This window comes from Stenotrophomonas sp. YJH_SMC_120, from assembly GCF_059368675.1.
Genome location: NZ_JCAFRY010000001.1, coordinates 246,859 through 265,876 on the forward strand (window position 1 = coordinate 246,859; position 19,018 = coordinate 265,876).

The 19,018-nt window shown below is 67.1% G+C and carries 18 protein-coding genes; 10 read left to right on the forward strand and 8 right to left on the reverse strand.

What is annotated here, in order from left to right:
* Positions 1–67 precede the first annotated feature (67 nt).
* Positions 68–1,486, forward strand: coding sequence for a tRNA (N6-isopentenyl adenosine(37)-C2)-methylthiotransferase MiaB (miaB, locus tag AC5P60_RS01410; protein WP_005408836.1), 1,419 nt, complete (start codon positions 68–70; stop codon positions 1,484–1,486).
* A gap of 60 nt (positions 1,487–1,546) precedes the next feature.
* Here miaB and AC5P60_RS01415 read toward each other — a convergent pair whose 3' ends face one another.
* Genes AC5P60_RS01415 through AC5P60_RS01425 form a run of 3 tightly spaced genes read right to left on the reverse strand, consistent with a single transcriptional unit; the run spans position 1,547 to position 4,556 of the window.
* Positions 1,547–2,659 (reverse strand): ABC transporter permease, encoded by a 1,113-nt coding sequence (locus AC5P60_RS01415; RefSeq protein WP_483692861.1) that lies wholly within the window; start codon positions 2,657–2,659, stop codon positions 1,547–1,549.
* Positions 2,656–3,579 (reverse strand): ABC transporter ATP-binding protein, encoded by a 924-nt coding sequence (locus AC5P60_RS01420; protein ID WP_033834736.1) that lies wholly within the window; start codon positions 3,577–3,579, stop codon positions 2,656–2,658. Before AC5P60_RS01420 ends, AC5P60_RS01415 begins: the two co-directional genes overlap by 4 nt.
* A gap of 20 nt (positions 3,580–3,599) precedes the next feature.
* Positions 3,600–4,556 (reverse strand): HlyD family secretion protein, encoded by a 957-nt coding sequence (locus AC5P60_RS01425; protein ID WP_483692862.1) that lies wholly within the window; start codon positions 4,554–4,556, stop codon positions 3,600–3,602.
* A gap of 482 nt (positions 4,557–5,038) precedes the next feature.
* Here AC5P60_RS01425 and AC5P60_RS01430 point away from each other — a divergent pair, with 482 nt between their 5' ends.
* The 8 genes from AC5P60_RS01430 (at position 5,039) to AC5P60_RS01465 (ending at position 11,657) form a co-directional block, all read left to right on the forward strand.
* The gene (locus AC5P60_RS01430) at positions 5,039–6,025 is read left to right on the forward strand and encodes a PhoH family protein (protein ID WP_033834734.1); all 987 of its coding nucleotides are present in this window, start codon (positions 5,039–5,041) and stop codon (positions 6,023–6,025) included.
* A complete protein-coding gene (gene ybeY / locus AC5P60_RS01435) occupies positions 6,022–6,507 on the forward strand; it encodes an rRNA maturation RNase YbeY (RefSeq protein ID WP_032966554.1) in 486 nt (161 codons plus the stop codon). Before AC5P60_RS01430 ends, ybeY begins: the two co-directional genes overlap by 4 nt.
* Positions 6,508–6,555: 48 nt before the next feature.
* Complete coding sequence (locus tag AC5P60_RS01440; RefSeq protein WP_049402731.1) at positions 6,556–7,164, forward strand: hypothetical protein; 609 nt, start codon at positions 6,556–6,558, stop codon at positions 7,162–7,164.
* Positions 7,165–7,239: 75 nt separating this feature from the next.
* Positions 7,240–7,848, forward strand: coding sequence for a hypothetical protein (locus AC5P60_RS01445; protein WP_111108360.1), 609 nt, complete (start codon positions 7,240–7,242; stop codon positions 7,846–7,848).
* Complete coding sequence (locus AC5P60_RS01450; RefSeq protein WP_172711786.1) at positions 7,848–8,435, forward strand: hypothetical protein; 588 nt, start codon at positions 7,848–7,850, stop codon at positions 8,433–8,435. The genes AC5P60_RS01445 and AC5P60_RS01450 overlap by 1 nt, the downstream gene beginning before the upstream one ends.
* Before the next feature lie 64 nt (positions 8,436–8,499).
* On the forward strand, positions 8,500–9,381 hold the full coding sequence (locus tag AC5P60_RS01455) for a CorC family transporter (RefSeq protein ID WP_005408827.1): 882 nt from the start codon (positions 8,500–8,502) through the stop codon (positions 9,379–9,381).
* On the forward strand, positions 9,378–10,628 hold the full coding sequence (locus AC5P60_RS01460) for a lipoprotein N-acyltransferase Lnb domain-containing protein (RefSeq protein ID WP_483692863.1): 1,251 nt from the start codon (positions 9,378–9,380) through the stop codon (positions 10,626–10,628). Before AC5P60_RS01455 ends, AC5P60_RS01460 begins: the two co-directional genes overlap by 4 nt.
* A gap of 6 nt (positions 10,629–10,634) precedes the next feature.
* Positions 10,635–11,657: a magnesium and cobalt transport protein CorA gene (locus AC5P60_RS01465; protein WP_005408825.1), complete on the forward strand. Its 1,023-nt coding sequence runs from the start codon at positions 10,635–10,637 to the stop codon at positions 11,655–11,657.
* A gap of 118 nt (positions 11,658–11,775) precedes the next feature.
* On the opposite strand, the gene AC5P60_RS01470 is transcribed toward AC5P60_RS01465, so the two are convergent.
* From AC5P60_RS01470 to AC5P60_RS01485, 4 genes are all read right to left on the reverse strand, one after another.
* A complete protein-coding gene (locus AC5P60_RS01470; protein WP_483692864.1) occupies positions 11,776–13,140 on the reverse strand; it encodes an NAD-dependent succinate-semialdehyde dehydrogenase in 1,365 nt (454 codons plus the stop codon).
* Positions 13,141–13,223: 83 nt separating this feature from the next.
* Positions 13,224–14,066 carry an ABC transporter permease subunit gene (locus AC5P60_RS01475; protein ID WP_483692865.1) on the reverse strand — a complete coding sequence of 281 codons (843 nt, stop codon included), beginning with the start codon at positions 14,064–14,066 and terminating at the stop codon, positions 13,224–13,226.
* On the reverse strand, positions 14,063–14,995 hold the full coding sequence (locus AC5P60_RS01480) for an ABC transporter permease subunit (RefSeq protein ID WP_024956568.1): 933 nt from the start codon (positions 14,993–14,995) through the stop codon (positions 14,063–14,065). The genes AC5P60_RS01475 and AC5P60_RS01480 overlap by 4 nt, the downstream gene beginning before the upstream one ends.
* Complete coding sequence (locus AC5P60_RS01485; RefSeq protein ID WP_005408821.1) at positions 14,992–16,128, reverse strand: ABC transporter ATP-binding protein; 1,137 nt, start codon at positions 16,126–16,128, stop codon at positions 14,992–14,994. Before AC5P60_RS01485 ends, AC5P60_RS01480 begins: the two co-directional genes overlap by 4 nt.
* 273 nt (positions 16,129–16,401) lie before the next feature.
* On the opposite strand from AC5P60_RS01485, the gene AC5P60_RS01490 reads away from it, so the two are divergent.
* A complete protein-coding gene (locus AC5P60_RS01490) occupies positions 16,402–17,802 on the forward strand; it encodes a flavin-containing monooxygenase (RefSeq protein ID WP_483692866.1) in 1,401 nt (466 codons plus the stop codon).
* Positions 17,803–17,840: 38 nt separating this feature from the next.
* On the opposite strand, the gene AC5P60_RS01495 is transcribed toward AC5P60_RS01490, so the two are convergent.
* On the reverse strand, positions 17,841–18,950 hold the full coding sequence (locus AC5P60_RS01495) for a polyamine ABC transporter substrate-binding protein (protein ID WP_483692867.1): 1,110 nt from the start codon (positions 18,948–18,950) through the stop codon (positions 17,841–17,843).
* Positions 18,951–19,018 lie beyond the last annotated feature (68 nt).

Consider the following 19,018-nt stretch of genomic DNA (forward strand, 5'->3'; position numbering starts at 1 on the left):
GCCGGCGCACGCGCCGGGATGCAGGTAGAATTGCCGGCTTTCCCGCCACCCGAATGGATTAAGCGCCATGACCGGGACGCCAGACGTCTTTCCGCCCGCCCCGCCGGGCGGTGCCCCGCTCGTTGCCCTGCCCGCCGGTCCGCGCAAGCCCGACCAGGTGAAAGGCAAGCTGTACATCAAGACCCACGGTTGCCAGATGAACGAGTACGACTCGGCCAAGATGGCCGACGTGCTCGCCGCCAGCGATGGCCTGGAACTGACCGATACCCCGGAAGACGCCGACGTCATCCTGGTCAACACCTGCTCCATCCGCGAGAAGGCGCAGGAGAAGGTGTTCAGCCAGCTCGGCGTCTGGAAGGGCCTGAAGAACAAGGGCCGCGAGGTCATCATCGGCGTGGGCGGCTGCGTTGCCTCGCAGGAAGGCGAGGCGATCATCAAGCGTGCGCCGTTCGTGGACCTTGTGTTCGGCCCGCAGACCCTGCACCGGCTGCCGGAGCTGATCCGCGCCCGCCGCGAGCAGAAGCGCCCGCAGGTGGACATCAGCTTCCCCGAGATCGAGAAGTTCGACCGTCTGCCGGAACCGCGTGCCGAAGGCGCTTCGGCGTTCGTGTCGATCATGGAAGGCTGCTCGAAGTACTGCTCGTTCTGCGTGGTGCCCTACACCCGCGGCACCGAAGTCAGCCGCCCGTTCGAGGACGTGGTGGTGGAAGTGGCGCAGCTGGCCGCGCAGGGCGTGCGCGAAATCAACCTGCTCGGGCAGAACGTCAATGCCTATCGCGGCCCCTATGGAGATGGCGAGTTCGCCGATCTCGGTCTGCTGATCCGGACCATCGCCGAGATCGACGGCGTCGGCCGCATCCGCTTCACCACCTCGCACCCGCTGGAGTTCAGCGACTCGCTGATCGATGCGTTCCGCGACGTGCCGCAGCTGGCCAACTTCCTGCACCTGCCGGTGCAGGCCGGCAGCGACCGCGTACTGTCGGCGATGAAGCGCGGCTATACCGCACTGGAATTCAAGTCGAAGATCCGCAAGCTGCGCGCGGTGCGCCCGGACATCTCGATCAGCTCGGACTTCATCGTCGGCTTCCCCGGCGAAACCGATGCCGATTTCGAGAAGACCATGAAGCTGATCGAGGACATCGGCTTCGACCACAGCTTCTCCTTCATCTATTCGCGCCGCCCGGGCACCCCGGCGGCCGACCTGGAGGACACGATCAGCGATGCCGAAAAGCACGCGCGCCTGTCGCGCCTGCAGGAGCGCATCAATGCGCACGCCGCCGGCATCTCCGAGAAGATGGTCGGTACCGTGCAGACCGTGCTGGTGGAAGGCCCTTCGCGCAAGAACCCGAACGAACTGACCGGCAAGACCGAGAACATGCGTTCGGTGAACTTCCCTGCGCCGGCGCGGCTGATCGGCCAGTTCGTGGATGTGGTGATTACCGAGGCGCTGACCAATTCGCTGCGCGCGCGCGTGGTGGCGGAATAAGGTGCGCCGACCAACGGTCGGCACCCACCGGGGTGGATGCCGACCGTTGGTCGGCATGCCTCAATCCAGTCGCTTGCGGAAACGCAGGATCGCCAGGGTCATCATCACCGCGATGAAGGCCAGCAGCGCCAGCGCGTCGTGCCACAGCTCCCACAGCGACGCTCCGCGCAGCATGATGCCGCGCACCAGGCGCAGGAAGTGGGTCAGCGGCAGTACTTCGGCCAGCCATTGCACCGGCCGCGGCATGCCCGCGAACGGGAACATGAAGCCCGACAGCAGGATCGACGGCAGGAACAGGAACAGGGTCATCTGCATCGCCTGGAACTGCGAGCGCGCGCGCGTGGAAATCAGCAGCCCCAGTGCGAGGTTGGCCAGCACCAGCAGCACCGCGGCCAGGTAGATATCGAGCAGGCTGCCGCGGATCGGCACCTGGAACAGCCAGGTGCCCAGCACCAGCACCAGCGTGGTCTGCAGCAGGCCGATGGCTGCATAGGGCAGCACCTTGCCCACCATCAGTTCGCTGCGCGACACCGGTGTGGCGATCAGCAGCTCCATGTTGCCGCGTTCGCGTTCACGCACCACCGCCACCGCCGTGAACATCACCAGGGTCATGGTCAGGATCACCCCGATCAGGCCTGGCACGATGTTCACCGCCGAACGCCGCTGCGGGTTGTAGAAGCTGGTCACGCTGATTGGACCATCGGCGATGCTGCCTTCGCGCAGCGGCCGCGTGTTGCTGGTCGGTCGCGTCTCCAGCGGCACCTGCGCCAGCTGGATCGCCGCGCTCTGCACCACGGTGTCGCTGCCATCAACCAGCACCTGCACCGCCTCGCGTCCATCGAAGCGACGGCGCTCGAAGTCGGCCGGCACCACGATGCCGACACTGATCTCGCCACGCCGCAGCGCCTGCATCAACTGGTCGGGCGTATAGGCTTCGCTGCGCGGCGTGATCACGCCGGTGGCGACCATGTCCTGCACCAGCGCGCGTGACGCCGCACTGTTGGCGTGGTCGGCGAAACCGGCGTCGAGGTGGCGCAGGTTGAGATTGATTGCGTAGCCGAACAGCAGCAGCTGCATCACCGGAATGCCGACGATCATCGCCAGCGTGATGCGGTCGCGGCGCAGCTGGCGCAATTCCTTGAGCATGATCGCCCACAGCCGGCGCAGGTTCATGCCGCTGGCTCCCGGCCACGGCCGCGGGTGGCGGCGACGAAGACGTCTTCCAGATTCGGCGCCACCGCCTCGATGCGGGCCTGCGGATCGGCGCTGGCCAGCGCGCGCCGCAACGCTGGCGTATCGGCGGCCCCCTCGCTGCACAGCACGCGCAGCTGCGTGCCGATCTGTGCCACGCTCAGCACGCCGGGCAGCTCAGACAACGCGCGGCTGACCTGCCGCGGCTGCGCCGACGTGACCTGCAACGTGCGGCCGTCCAGCTGTGCACACAGTTCGGCCGGCGTGCCATCGGCGACCAGCGCGCCTCGATCGAGGATCGCCAGCCGGTGGCAGCGCTCGGCTTCGTCCATGTAGTGGGTCGATACCAGCACGGTGGTACCGGCGTCGGCAAGTTCAAACAGGGCCTCCCAGAAATCGCGGCGTGACTCCGGGTCGACCGCGCTGGTCGGCTCGTCCAGGAACAACAGCTCGGGTGCGTGCACGACGGCGCCGGCCAGCGCCAGGCGCTGTTTCTGGCCACCACTGAGGGTGCCGGCCAGCTGTGGCTGCCGGTCCAGGAGACGGTACTGCTGCAGCAGTTCGTCGACCCGCTGCCGGGCCTGCGTACGCGGCAGGTCCTGGATGGCGGCGAGGAATTCCAGGTTCTCGCGCACCGAAAGGTCTTCATACAACGAGAAGCGCTGGGTCATGTAGCCGATGCGCCGGCGCAGTGCCTCGGCCTGCTCCGGCACGGCCAGGCCGAGCACCTCGATCTGGCCGGCGCTCGGTTCCAGCAGGCCGCACAGCATGCGGATGGTGGTCGACTTGCCCGACCCGTTCGGGCCCAGGAAGCCATAGACCTGGCCACGCGGCACGGTCAGGTCGACATTGTCCACGGCCAGCAGATCGCCGAAGCGGCGGGTCAGGCCCTGGGCATGCACCGCGATGTCGTTGCCGGTGTTCAGAAGGTCACCTGCACCGGCATTCCCGCCGGCAGCTTCTGCATGTCGGCGGCGTCGTCCACTTCGATCTCGGCGAGGTAGCTCAGGCGCGCGACGTCGTCACCGGTCAACGCGTAGTACGGCGTAAATGACGGCTCGCTGCGGATCGAGCGCACATGCCCCTTCAACGCAGTGCCCTGCCCTGCCAGGTGCACCTGCGCGACCTGCCCGACCTTGACCTGCAACCGCAATGGCTGCGGCAGGTAGACGCGCGCATAGGGGCGCTCGCCGACCAGCATCACCGCCAGCGGCGCGCCGACCGGCGCCTGGTCGCCCTGCCGGTAAGGCAAGGCATCGACCACGCCGTCGCGCGGCGCACGCAATTGCAGCTTCTGCAGGTTCACGGCCTGCACTGCCTGTTGCGCCTGCGCGGCATCGGCGGTGGCCTGGCCCTGGGCGATATCCTGCACACGGCTGCCGTGCACCCGCTCCAGCCAGGCCTGCTCGGCAGCACGCACGCTGGCCTCGGCATTGCCGGCGGCGGCACGTGCACGATCCAGCTCAGCGGCGGCAATCAAGCGCTGCTGTGCCAACGGCTGGACCCGTCGGTAATAGGCACTTGCTTCGGCAGCCTGCGCGCGCAGCGCGGCCAGTTGCGCCTGGGCCTGCGCGATCTGCTCCTGGCGTGGGCCGATCTTCAGTTCTTCCAGCTGCGCCTGCGCACGCGCCGTATCAGCCTGCGCTGCGGCGAACTGCGCGTCGCCGCGGGCCGGGTCGAGCTGCATCAGCACGGCGCCGGCCTTGACCTGCTGTCCCTCGCGCACCTCCACCGTGGCGATCACTTCGGCCGCCGGTGCCGGCACCGTGATCCGGTCCCACTCCAGCGTGCCCAGTGCAGTCGGTGTCGACTGCCCACACCCGGCAAGCAGGCCGATGCCCGCCAGTCCGATTCCTCGCATCCCGTTGCCGATGCCCATGCCATCCCCTCCTGCGACGGCGACACGGTGCCATGTGCCCCGTGCACCCTCAATGATTCCGATCAGCCCTGGCGGTTTTTTCGCCACGCGCGGGCACGCCTTTTGCTGCAAGGCTCCGCACCACCTATCCACAGGTTGATTCGGCATCATTCCACAACCGTTGTGGAAATCCGCCAGCGCGCGGCTTTGTTGCTCGCCCGGCAACGAAACCTGCACTGTCGTCACGATGAATGCCCCCGTGCAGGCCCCCCGTGGCAGTGTTGCCGAAGCGACGAGCGACCATGACGTTTTTTTCACCAGGACCTCATGGGCCTTGTGGCACAAGCATTGCGAAGGTCTATCCACAGGTTTTCGCGCGCCCCGTCCACACCGGGTGTGGAGAACGCTGTATCGACCGTCTGCTGGCCGTGTGCCCCGCACGCGCGCTACCCTTGTCTCCCCTGAATACACTGCGGTGGAAGGCGTCCGCCCCACCCGAAGCAATGAAAAGCATCGAGCATCGAGACTTCACCCTGTCGCCGGAAGACAACGAACGGCTGGCCAACCTGTGTGGCCCGTTCGACGGGCACCTGCGGCAGATCGAACTGAAACTCGGCGTGGAAATCGCCAACCGTGGCTTCGTGTTCCGCATCAGCGGGCCGAACGAAGCCATCGTCGAGGCGCAGAAGCTGGTTGAAGCGCTGTACGCCGAAGCCGGCGAAACGACCTTCGACAACCACGCCATCCACCTGCGCCTGGCGCAGGCCAATGTCGAGCAGATCGCCGAGCGCTCCTACGAAGCGCAGGAGGTGGCGATCAAGGTCAAGCGCGGCACGGTACGCGGGCGCGGTGCCAACCAGGCCCGCTACCTGCACCAGATCGCAACCCACGACATCAACTTCGGCATCGGGCCGGCCGGCACCGGCAAGACCTTCCTGGCCGTGGCCAGCGCGGTCGAAGCACTGAACGAATCGCGGGTGCAGCGGCTGATCCTGGTCCGTCCCGCGGTGGAAGCCGGCGAGAAGCTGGGCTTCCTGCCTGGCGACCTGAGCCAGAAGGTCGATCCCTATCTGCGACCGCTGTACGACGCCCTGTACGAGATGATGGGCGTGGAGAAGGTGGTCAAGCTGCTGGAAAGGAACGTCATCGAGATCGCGCCGCTGGCCTATATGCGCGGCCGCACGCTCAACGATGCGTTCGTGATCCTGGACGAAGCACAGAACACCACCATCGAGCAGATGAAGATGTTCCTGACCCGCCTCGGCTACGGCTCCACCGCGGTGGTCACCGGTGACCTGACCCAGACCGACCTGCCCAAGCACGTGAAGTCGGGCCTGCGCGACGCCATCGATGTGCTGCGCGACGTGGAGGGTGTCAGCTTCACCTTCTTCGAATCCCGCGACGTGGTCCGCCACCCGCTGGTGGCGCGTATCGTCAGCGCCTACGACCGCCGCGACCTGCATCAGATCCAACCTGGAGCAACTCCATGACCCGTGGTCCCGTGCGACTGGACGTCGCCGTCAGTTATGCCCTGCCGCGTGCCGGCCTGCCGGCGGCAGTGAGCTTCCGCAGGTGGGTGGCTGCCGCGCTGAAGGGCCGCATCCGCGAGGCCGACCTGGCCATCCGCGTGGTCGACGCCAAGGAAGGCCAGTCGTTGAACCGCCACTACCGTGGCAAGGACTACGCCACCAACGTGCTCAGCTTCCCGGCCGAAGTGCCCGAAGGCCTGCCCAAGGGCGTCAAGTTCCCGCTGCTCGGCGATCTGGTGATCTGTGCACCTGTCGTAGCGCGGGAGGCCGACGAACAGGGCAAGGCGCTCAACGCCCACTACGCGCACCTGACCGTGCACGGCGTGCTGCACCTGCTCGGCTGGGACCACGAGGACGACAAGGAAGCCGAAGCGATGGAACAGCTGGAACGGGAGATCCTGGCCGAGCTGGGCATCGACGACCCCTACGCGGGCGAGCGCTGACACCGGGCCCTGTTCCGAGCCCACGCACTCACGGAAGAGGAGCGCAGCATGACCCTGCCCGCACTTGTGCTTGCCGCGCTACTGCAGTCCGGGGCAGGCCTGATGCCCGATCCTGACCGTCCCTCACCGTTCCCCGCCAGCGACAGCGAGGCCGACATCGCCGCAAAGATCGCCGAACTACGGGCGTTCTTCGGCAGCAGCGAGCGCGACACCCGCAACATCGTCGCCACTGCCCAGCAACGGGCACTGATCGAGCGCCTGGAAGCGCGGCACGCGGCACGTCTGGCCGGCATATGGGTGGACAATGCGAGGGGCTGGAACGTTGTCGTGCGACTGACAGGCGCCGCACCCGAGGCCGATGAGACACATCCAGGGGCGGATGGCCCGCAACGTGTGCGCTACATCACCGGCGCCGCGATGACCGAAGCGGAGATGACGCGCCGCCTGCACGCACAGCAGGACTGGCTGCGGGCCCAGCTGCCCGACCTGTTCGGCCATGGCCTGGATGTCAAGACCGGGGAGCTGGAGGTGGAGCTGCGGGATACCCCAGCCAACCGCGCGACGGCGGCGGCCGTGCGTGACCACCTGCAGGCGCGACTGGGCTACCCGGTCAGGCTGCGCTGGTACCCAGCGGCCACGCGCTGGAATCCGCCCTGACTGCGCCACGGCTGGAGTGCCAGCCCATGCGCTGAGCTACTGTTCAACACCGGCCAGGACGCGGAAGGAAAAAGGATGAACCCAGGGAACAGCTTCACGACGTTTGCGATGGCCCCCGGCCTGCTCGCGGGCCTGCTGGTGCTGGGCGCTTACACCTTGCGCCGCATCAGCGCCCGCGACCCCGGCGGCAGGCACTGGCTGCTGCGCAGCCTGGCCCTGCTGTCGCCCGTGTGCCTGCTGGCCGGGCTGGCGATCGGCATGTTCGGCCCGCACCTCACAGGTAGAGCTGAACCCGCCCACCTGCCGGGGCTTTGGGAAACGTCGATGGTGCTGATACTGGTCGGTGCCTTGACCCTGCCAGTACTGTGGCGAACGCTGCTGCAGCAGTGGCTTGGCAGGCCGGCCAATGCACTCCCGTTCTTCCACGCCAGCCGCACCTCGCTGCTGGTGCTGTTCGTGCTGGCCGTGATCTACATGAAAGTGGCCAGGACAGCCGCGGCGGAACTGATGCCCTGGCTGACCAGCCCGGGCCTGTGGCCGGCGGTGGCGCGCATCGCGGGGCAATCGATGCAGGTCGCCATGCTTGCGGTTGTGCTGACTCTCTCACTGATGGTCGTACGGCGGGCGATGACCGGTTTCCTGCGCCTTCTCAGCGGGCTGTTCCGGCGCTCGCCGGGGCTATGATGGCGGCCCCTCGCCTGCGGAAACCGACCGTGTCACTGCGCTGCTGTCTGCCCCTGCTCTGTGCCCTCGCCGCTCCCTCCGCCTTCGCCACCCGCCTGGACCTGCCGGCCCTGATCGAATGCCGCCAGGGCGTGGCCGAGCAGGCCGCGCTGGCGCCGCTGCTGGCCGATCCGCTGAAGGCCGTGGCCCAGGGCCTGCAGCCGCTGCCGCAGGGCAACCAGTTCATGAGCGAGTTCCGGCTGGCCAGCCCGATCACCGTCTTCGGCCAACAGACCGATCGGGTGGCGGTGGCCGGCGCCAGCGTCATGGCCGTCCTCGACCAGGCCGACCCACGCCCGCTGGCCAAACGGCTGGAATTGGAGACCGGCTACGACCAGGACGGCAAGTTCATGGCCGGCCGCGAACTGGTCAGCCGCGACGTGACCGACCCGAAGACCGGCGAGGCCCAGATCGAGTCGATCATCCTCAGCGTCTCCACCGTGGCCTCCCACCCGGGCAAGACTTTGGCCGGCTGCACCTACAGCCTGGACCTGCCCGAGGAGGCGCCGGCCGCGGCCGCCCCAGCCCCGGCCACCGGCAGTCACTGACAGGCCGTCACATCCTGCTAGACTTGGGTCAACGCCCGGCCTGCCGGGTGCCTTTTTTCCAGAGATGTCAGAAGACGACAGTAGTAGCTCCCCTGCGGAGCACAGTGAAAAGAAGCGCGGCTGGCTTGAACGCCTGACCTCCGCCTTCTCCGGCGAACCCCATACCCGCGACGAGCTGGTCGCTGTCCTGCACACCGCGCAGGAAGAGGGTCTGATCGCCGCCGATACCCTGAAGATGATGGAAGGCGCCATTTCGGTGGCCGAGCTGACCGTGGGCGACGTGATGATCTCGCGCTCGCAGATGGTCTCGCTGCCGGTTGAAGCGCCCTTCCTGGAACTGATGAAGCAGGTGGTCGAATCCGGCCATTCACGCTTCCCGGTACACGGCGAGAACAAGGACGACATCCTTGGCATCCTGCTGGCCAAGGACCTGCTGCGCGGCGTGGTCGCCGACAACGGTCCGGCCAACGTGCGCGAGCTGCTGCGCCCGGCGGTCCTGATCCCGGAAGCGAAGAAGCTCAACGTGCTGCTGAAGGAATTCCGCCTGTCGCGCAACCACATGGCCATCGTGGTGGACGAGTACGGCGGTGTCGCCGGCCTGGTCACCATCGAGGACGTGCTGGAACAGATCGTCGGCGAGATCGACGATGAGCATGACGAGGCCGAGGATCCCTCGGCGCAGATCGCGATCCAGTCCGACGGCCAGTACGTGGTCGACGCGCTGACCCCAATCGGCGACTTCAACGAGCGATTCGGCGCGACGTTCTCCGACGAGGACTACGACACCATCGGCGGCCTGGTCACCGAGGCCGTGGGCCACCTGCCGGAAGTCGGTGACGAGCTGGCGCTGGACCGCTTCATGTTCCGCGTGGCCCGCGCCGATGCGCGCCGGGTACAGGCCTTCCACGTGACCGTGCTGCCGCCGGACGCGCAGGACGACGCTTGAAGCGCCGCGGCCTGATCCTCATGGTGTGGCTGGCACTCTACGTGCTGGCCATGGCCCTGCCGCTGGCCGCCTTCGCGCAGCCGGCGCCGGCCACACCTGCCGTGCCCGCGGCCAGCGCTGAAGCCCCTGCTCCGCGCATCGGCGTGGTGACCATGCAGCCGGGCACGGTGTTCTTCGAACGCTTCGGCCATGACGCCATCGTGGTGGTCGATCCGCTCAGCGGTGAAGCGACCTCGTACAACTTCGGCTACTTCGATCCGTCCGAGGACGATTTCGTCAGCCGCTTCGCGCGCGGCGACATGATGTACTACCTGGTGGCGCTGCCGCTGCAGCAGGACCTGTCGTACTACGACGAGACCGGCCGTGGCGCCAGCGTGCAATGGCTGGACCTGCGCCCGGACCAGGCGCGCTCGCTGGCCGCCGGCCTGGCCGAGCGGGCCAAGCCGGAAAACGCGCGTTACCACTACGATTACTACACTGCCAACTGCGCGACGATGGTGCGCGACACGCTGGACAAGGCACTCGGCGGCGGCCTGCAGTCGCAGCTGTCGGGGCGCTCGCGTGGCAACACCTATCGCAGTGAATCGGTCCGTCTGGCCTCGCCGGCACCATGGATGTGGCTGGGCTTCGACGTGGGCCTCGGACCGTTCGCCGACCAGCCGCTGTCGCGCTGGCAGGAAGCGTTCGTGCCGATGCGCCTGGCCGATGCCCTGCGCCAGGCACGCAACAGCGATGGCCGGCCGCTGGTGCAGTCCGAACAGGAACTGTTGCCGCACCGCATCGATCCGGAGCCGAAGGAGTTCGCACGCCGCTGGTGGCCGTGGCTGCTATGTGGCCTGGTGATCGCCGCTGGCGTGCTGGCGCTGCGCAACCGCCCGCGCCTGCTGGCCGGGCTGGCCCTGCCGTTCTGGCTGCTGTGCGCCCTGTTCGGTGGCGTGCTGGTGTTCCTGTGGGGCTTCAGCATCCACTACGCCGCATGGGCCAACCGCAACCTGCTGCTGCTTTCGCCACTGGCCGTGCTGCTGCTGCCGGGCGCGATCGCACTGCTGCGCCGGCGCGTGCCGGGACGCATGTTCAGGATCGTGCTGTGGCTGCTGGCGGTACAGGCGGTGGCCGCGCTGGTGCTGCACTGGCTGAGCCTGCAGCCGCAGTACAACGTGCAGTGGATCGTGCTGCTGCTGCCGGTGCACATGGCACTGGCGTGGGTGCTGGCGCGTCGTCCTCACTTGTCCGAAACACGGCCCTGACGCACGATGGCGGGCATGTCATTGCCCGCCTCCGCTTCCGCCCCCGCTTCGGCCAACCCTACCTGCGTCATCAACTGCGTCCACTACGATGACGAGGGCAAGCGCCACGACATCAGCCTGGATGCCATCAGCGATGTCATTGCCAGCGGCAACGGCTTCGTCTGGGTCGGCCTGTACGACCCCAACGAAGACGTGCTGCTGAAACTGCAGGAAGAATTCTGCCTGCACGACCTGGCCATCGAGGATGCGCGCAACGCGCACCAGCGGCCCAAGGTCGAGACCTATGGCAACTCGTTGTTCGTGGTGGTGACCACCGCGCAGATGGTCGACGAACGCATCCAGTATGGCGAAACCCATGCCTTCCTCGGCCCGCGCTTCCTGGTGACGGTCCGCCACGGCGCCTCGCTGTCCTACGCGCCGGTGCGCGCACGCGTCGAGCGCGAGCCGCAGCTGCTGAAGATGGGCCCGTCGTACTGCCTGTACGCGGTGACCGACTTCGTGGTCGACAACTACCTGCCGATCGTGCACCGCTTCCGCGACACCCTGGACCTGCTGGAAAAGGACATCTTCGCCGACACCTACAAGCGCAGCACGGTGGTGCGGCTGTACGAGCTCAAGCGCGAACTGAACAAGATGCGGATGGCGGTGGCGCCGTTGCAGGACGTGCTGGCGCAGCTGCGCCGCTACCAGGGCGAACTGATTCCCGATGAAGTGAAGCTCTACGTGCGTGACGTGCATGACCATGCGGTGCGCATCAGCGATGTGATCGACACCCTGCGCGAGATGCTGGGCACCGCGCTGAGCGTGAACCTTTCGCTGGTGACACTGGCGCAGGGCGAGACGGTCAAGCGGCTGGGCGCCTGGGCTGCGCTGCTCGCCGCGCCGACGCTGATCACCAGCTGGTACGGCATGAACTTCAGTCACATGCCGGAGCTGAGCGAACCCTGGTCGTACCCGCTGATGATCGTTGGCGTGGGCGGTGTGTGCGTGGGGCTGTACCGGTTGTTCAAGCGCGCGAAGTGGTTGTAGCGCGTATCGACCAACGGTCGATACCCACCAAGCACGGCACATGCCCCGCTTCTGGTAGTGCCGGCCGCTGGCCGGCAACCCGGCAATGCCGGCCGGCGGCCGGCACTACCGTTCGGGATCAAGCCACGTAGACGGTCTTGATGTTCATGAACTCATGGATGCCATGGTCAGCCAGCTCCCGACCAAAGCCTGACTGCTTGCTGCCGCCGAACGGCAGCCGCGCGTCGCTCTTGACGATGGCGTTGACGAACGCCGCACCGCATTCCATGCGCTGCGCGAAGCGCTCGCCGCGTACCGGATCGCCGGTCCACACGCTGCCGCCCAGGCCGAAGCGGGTGTCGTTGGCCACGCGCAGTGCCTCGGCCTCATCCTTGACCCGGATCACTGCGGCCACCGGCCCGAACAGCTCCTCGTCATACGCCGGCATGCCCGGGCCGACCTGGTCGAGCACCGTGGCCGGATAGCCGGCATGGGTGCCGGCAATCGGCTCACCACCGATCAGCACCCGCGCGCCCTTGGCCACGCTGGCCTGCACCTGCTTGTGCAGTTCGTCACGCAGGTCGGCGCGAGCCATCGGCGCCAGCGTGGTGCCCCGCTCATCGGGATCGCCGTACTGGCGCTCGCCCGCCGCTTCCACGAAGCGACGGGTGAATTCATCGGCCACCGCCTCGACCACGATGAAGCGCTTGGCCGCGATGCAGGTCTGGCCGCTGTTGTCGAAGCGTGACTTCACTGCCGCGGCCACGGTCTTGTCGAGGTCGGCATCGTCGAGCACCACGAAGGCATCGCTGCCACCCAGCTCCATCACCGACTTCTTCAGCTGGCCGCCGGCATTGGAAGCGATCGAGCGCCCTGCCCGCTCGCTGCCGGTCAGCGTCACCGCCTTCACCCGCGCGTCGCGCAGCACGTCGGCGGCCTGGTCGTTGTCGATGTGCAGCACGTCGAACACGCCATCAGGCAGGCCGCCGTCACGGCACACCGCCAGGATCAGGTCGGCGCACTGCGGCACGTTGCTGGCGTGCTTGAGCAGGGCGACGTTGCCAGCCATGAACGCCGGGGCGAGGAAACGGAACACCTGCCAGATCGGGAAATTCCACGGCATCACCGCGAACACGCAGCCGATCGGCTCGTAGCGCACGTAGCTGCGCTGGGCTTCGGTATCGATCAGCTGCGGCTTGAGATAGTCGGCCGCGTGATCGGCATAGTACTCGCAGGCGGCAGCGCACTTGTCGACCTCGGCCAGCGCCTCGGCCTTGAGCTTGCCCATCTCGTGGGTCATCGCCTGCTGCAGGTCGTCGCGCCGCGTGCGCAGCTGCGCGGCGATCTGGCGCAGGATGGCGCCGCGGTCCTGCAGCGAGCGATCTGCCCAGCCCGGAAACGCATCGGCAGCGGCCTGCAGGCGCTGCTCGATGTCGGCTGCGCCCATCAGTTCATGGCGGTAGGTCACCTGTCCGGTGGCCGGGTCGACGATCTCGACGGTCATGGGGGATCTCCAGCTGGAAGACCCCCATTGTGCGCCGCCGGCTGTGAGCCGGGTGTTGCCGGCGTTGTCGGCAGACCGTGTCCTCAGCCGTTGTCCTGCCGCGCCAGCTGCAGGTCGCGCTGGCGCCGCTTCTCGGCGCGGGCGTTGATGTACCAGCCGATCACCGCGGCGATCGACACCGCCGACACCAGCAGCGTGGCCAACGCGTTGATCTTCGGGCTGATGCCCATGCGCACCGAGGCGAACACCTTCATCGGCAGCGTGGTCGAGCCCGGCGTGGCGACAAAGCTGGCCACCACCACGTCATCCAGCGACAGGGTGAACGCCAGCAGCCAGCCCGCCACCAGCGCCGGCGCGATGATCGGCAGGGTGATGCGGCCGAACACGGTCAGCCGGCTGGCGCCCAGATCCATCGCCGCTTCTTCCAGCGACAGGTCCATTTCCTGCAGCCGCGAGGACACCACCACGGTGACGAAGCACAGGGTGAAGGTGACGTGGGCGATCCAGATGGTGGCCAGGCCGCGTGCCGGGAAGCCGGGAATCGCGCCCATCGAGGCCAGCAGCGCCATCAGCGAGAAGCCCAGGATCACATCCGGCATCACCAGCGGTGCGGTCACCAGCGCGCCGAACAGCGGCTTGCCACGGAAGCGCTTGAAGCGCGTCATCACCATCGCCGCCAGCGTACCCAGCACGGTGGCGGTACAGGCGGTCCAGAACGCCACCACCAGGCTGGTCCACATCGCATCCACCAGCGCGCGGTCGGCGAACAGGTCGCTGTAGGCACGGGTGGAGAACCCGGCCCAGACCATCGCCAGCCGCGAGCTGTTGAACGAATAGAACATCAACAGCAGGATCGGCAGGTACAGGAAGGCGAAGCCGAGCAGCAGCACGCCCAGCCCCAGGCCCTTTGCGCTACGCGGGCTCATGCCTGCTTCCCTTCCAGCAGGCGCTGCTGGGAACGGTTGAACAGCAGGATCGGCACCAGCAGCAACAGGATCATCGCCACCGCCATCGCCGAGGCGCCCGGCCAGTTGCGGTTGTTGAAGAACTCGTTCCACAGCTGGCGGCCGACCATCAGCGTTTCCGAGCCACCCAGCATTTCCGGGATCACGAATTCACCGATCGCCGGAATCATCACCAGCATGCAGCCGGCGATGATGCCCGCTTTGGACAACGGCAGGGTGATGCGCAGGAACGCCTGCCACGGCCTGGCACCGAGGTCGTAGGCCGCTTCCAGCAGGCGGTGGTCATGCTTGACCAGATTGGCGTACAGCGGCAGCACCATGAACGGCAGATAGCAGTAGACGATGCCGATGTAGGCGGCGGTCGGGGTGTCGATCAGCTGCAGTTTCGGCAGGCCCATCGACGTCATCAGCGTCTGCAGGCCGGTGAACTGCAGGAACTGGTCGAGCAGGCCATTGCGGTCCAGGATCGCCTTCCACGCATACACGCGGATCAGGAACGAGGTCCACGACGGCAGCACCACCAGCATCATCGCCACGTTGCGCGCGGCGGGCGACAGGCGCGCGATGGCATAGGCCATCGGATAGCCGATCAGCAGGGTCAGGAAGGTCGAGATCGCCGCGATCCTGATCGAGCTCAGGAACGCCTGCGCATAGATCGAATCGCGGAACAGCGCCAGGTAGTTTTCCAGGTTCAGCTTCAGCGAGAAACCGCCGTCGGCGTACTGCAGCAGCCAGGTGTACGGCGGCGAGCCGACCCGGCTGAGCGAGAAGCTGATCATCAGCACGATCAGGAACGGCACTGCGAAGAACAGCAGCAGCCACAGGTACGGAATGCCGATCACCGTGGCACGCAGCCCCGGCAGCCAGCGCTTCAGGCCGGCGGTGCTCATGAGGTGAGCACCACGCCGTCGTTGTCGCGCCAGTGCACCCACACCTCGTCGCCCCAGGTGAGGCCATCACTGGCCCAGCGCTGCGAATTTGCGAAGTTGGCCAGTACCTTGGCGCCGCTGGGCAGGCGCACGTGGTAGACCGAATGGCTGCCGAAGTAGGCGATGTCCTCGATCACACCCTGGGCCTTGTTGGTGTGCCCTTCCGGTTCGTCCTTGCCGATCATCACCTTCTCCGGGCGCAGCGCGAACGCGACCGGCTGCCCTTCATAGCCGGTGATGCCATGGGCGATGTAGATCGGCGCCGGGAACAGCGGCGAGCGTACGGTCACGTACTCCGGCAGGTCCTCGTCGATCACCCCGTCGAACAGGTTGACCGAACCGATGAACTCGGCGACGAAGCGGTTGGCCGGCTGCTCGTAGACCTCGTCCGGCTTGCCGACCTGCTGGATCCAGCCGGCATCCATCACCGCGATGCGGGTGGCCATGGTCATCGCTTCTTCCTGGTCGTGGGTGACCATCACGCAGGTCACGCCCGACGATTCGATGATGCTGACCAGTTCCAGCTGCATCTGCGAGCGCAGCTTCTTGTCCAGCGCGCCCATCGGCTCGTCCAGCAGCAGCAGCTTCGGCCCCTTGGCCAGCGACCGCGCCAGCGCCACGCGCTGCTGCTGGCCGCCGGACAGCTGGTGTGGCTTGCGCTTGCCCAGGTGGCCCATCTGCACCAGGTCGAGCATCTCGCCCACGCGCTTGCCGATCGCATCCTTGCCCAGGCCATCCTGCTTCAGGCCGAAAGCGATGTTCTGCTCGACCGTCATGTGCGGGAACAGCGCATAGGACTGGAACATCATGTTGACCGGCCGCTGGTACGGCGGCAGCGCGTCCAGGCGCTGGCCATCGAGGGTGATGCTGCCCTTGGTGGGCGTCTCGAAGCCGCCCAGGCAGCGCAGCAGGGTCGATTTGCCACTGCCGGAGCCACCGAGCAGGGCAAAGATCTCGCCCTTGCGCACGTCCAGGTTGACGTCGTCGACGGCGACGAAACCGTCGAATTCCTTGCGCAGGTCACGAATGGAGAGATAGCCGGGCGCACCGGTCGTGTCGACGACGGTGGCTACCGGCTGGGCTTCAACGGGCATGGGGGCTCCGGGAGCGGGCGGTGGACAGCGGCCGCCATTCTAACGGCCGGGGGGCCCAGGGGATATGACGGCGGCAGGCGGAAGCGGCCGCTGGCCGGCTCCGGGGGCGTTAGGAGTGTCGGTTTTCCCCCGCCATGGTGGCCTGCCCGCGCAAAGGCCCAGGCTCCCCGGGACGGCCCTGCGGCCGTCCCGGCCAGACACCACAGGCGACGCCTCGATCTGCAACGTTTTTCAGAACCGGATCTGTTGAAGGCCCGGGGCATTGCCCGCGCAATGGCCCTGATCAAGGCCTTGCATGGACCCACACTGGTGATTTCCCCGGACAGCCCCTCCCCATTCCCGCCCCGCCTGCCGGGCTCCCTGCCTGCAAGGCTGCCGCTGGTCATCATCGGTGCCGGCCAGGCCGGGTTGTCGCTCAGCGCGCTCCTGCAGGAGACCGGCGTCGAGCATCGCGTGCTGGAGGCCGAAACCGTGGGCGCCAGCTGGCAGCGGCGCTGGGAGTCGTTCCAGACCAACACCGCCAACGCGACGATGGCCCTGCATGGTCATGCCTATGCCGGCGATGACCCGGATGGCTTCATGGGCGCCCCGGAGGTGATCCGGCACCTCCGCGACTATGCCCACGAGCGTTCCCTGCCGATCAACGAGGGATGCGGGGTGCATCGGGTTGGGCCTGGGCCCGGTGGCTACGCCATCCACAGCAGCCAGGGGCTGATCCATGCCCGCGCAGTGGTGGTCGCCACTGGTGAATACCGCCGCGCGAGGATGCCCCGGGTCCCGTTCGCGCCCGCGCCAGGCCTGACCGTGCTGCACTCGGGCGACTACCGCAATGCGGGCCAACTGCCCGACGGCGCCGTGCTGGTCATCGGCGGCGGCCAGTCCGGCGCGCAGATCGCCCAGGACCTGCGCGACAGCGGTCGCAGCGTGTACTGGTCACTGGCCCAGCGGCATTCGCATACCCGCCGGCTGCGCGGCAAGGACTCGATGACCTGGTGGGACATGGCTGGGCGCATCCACCAGCACGTGAGTGAAGCGGCCGCCGTCCTGGCCGGAGAACCGGATGCCCTGCGCAAGGCCCGCACCGCCGAATTCCCGCTGATTTCCGGCAAGGGGCGTGCCGGCTTGGGCAGCTCGATCAGCCTGCTGGCGATGCACCGCGTGGGCATCAGGCTGCTGGGCCGGTTGCAGGGCTTCGATGGAAACGTCGCCCGCTTCGCCGATGTGCGCCCGCAGCTGCGTACCGCGATCGAGGCCACGCGGGGCGAGTACGCCTATCTCGATTCGCTGGCCAGCGCGTACTACGCCACGCGTCCCGAACCACGCACCGACGATGCCCGCTACATTCCGGAGGAGGTCTATCTGCACTGGGAACCGGACGCATCCCCGTGCGAACTGGATCTGCAGGCGGAAGGCATCCGCTCGGTGGTGCTGGCCACCGGCTTCGTCGCCGAATGGCCCTGGCTCGACGTACCGGGCGCGCTGGATGCACATGGCTACCCGCTCGGCGACTTCGGTGTTTCACCGCAACCGGGGCTGTTCTTCATCGGCATGCACAACCTGCAGCGGATGAGTTCATCGTTCCTGTGCAACGGCGGTCGCGATGCACGCGACCTGCTGCCTGCCATCCTGCGGCACCTGGGCCGAAGCGGGAGTACCGGCATCGACCCAGGGTAAGGCAGCCGCCGGGCATGACCCGGCGGCACCAGGCCGGCTCAACGGCCGGTCTTCACCTCGGTCCACAGCCGGGTGTAGAGCTTGTCGGTTTCCGGCGTGTTGATCGAGTACGTGAACATCTTCGCGGCCACGTCGGCCGGCGGGTAGATGGTCGGGTCGGTACGGATCGCCTCATCCACCAGCGGGGTCGCGGTCGGCACCGGGTTGGCGTAGTGGATGAAGTTGGTGTTGGCCGCGGCAACCTTCGGCTGCAGCAGGTAATTGATGAAGGCGTAAGCGGCCTCCGGATGCTTGGCGTCCTTCGGGATCGCCAGCATGTCGAACCACTGCGGGGCGCCTTCCTTCGGGATCGAATAGGCCACGTGCACGCCATTGCTGGCTTCCTCGGCGCGGTCGCGGGCCTGGATGATGTCACCCGACCAGCCGACCACCAGGCAGGTGCCGCCATTGGCCAGCGAACCCACGTACTGCGAGGAGTGGAAATTCTGCACGTACGGTCGGATCGACTTCAGCAGGTCGGCCGCCTTCTGCAGCTCGGCCGGGTCACCGCTGTGCGGGTCCAGGCCCAGGTAATGCAGCGCGATCGGGATCATGTCGGCCGGCGTGTCCAGGATGGTCACGCCGCAGTCCTTCATCTTGCTGATGTTCTCCGGCTTGAACACCAGGTCCCAGCTGTTGGCGATGTCGGTGCTGCCACCGAAACGCTGCTTCAGCATCTCCACGTTGTAGCCGATGCCGGTGGTGCCGATCATGTACGGCACGCCGTACTGGTTGCCCGGGTCCTGGGTGGCGATGCGCTTCATCACCGCCGGATCGAGATTGCCCAGGTTCGGGATCTTGCTCTTGTCCAGCGGCAGGAACACACCGGCCTGGATCTGGCGACCGAAGAAATTCAGGGTCGGCACCACCACGTCGTAGCCGCTGTTGCCGGCCAGCAGCTTGGTCTCGACCATCTCATCGCTGTCGAACACATCGTAGGTCACCCTGATGCCGCTCTCCTTCTCGAAGGTCGGGATGGTGTCCTCGGCGATGTAATCGCTGTAGTTGTAGACGTTCAGGACCTGGCTGTCCTGCGCGCCGCCATTGCCACCGCCACAGGCGGCGAGCATGGCGGAGGCCAGGCCGAGCGTGAGGATACGCAGCTTCATCGGGTGCTCCAGAATGCGGGAAGGGGGGCCGGCGGGGCCGGCGACGGGTGCCAGCCTACCCCCCGGCG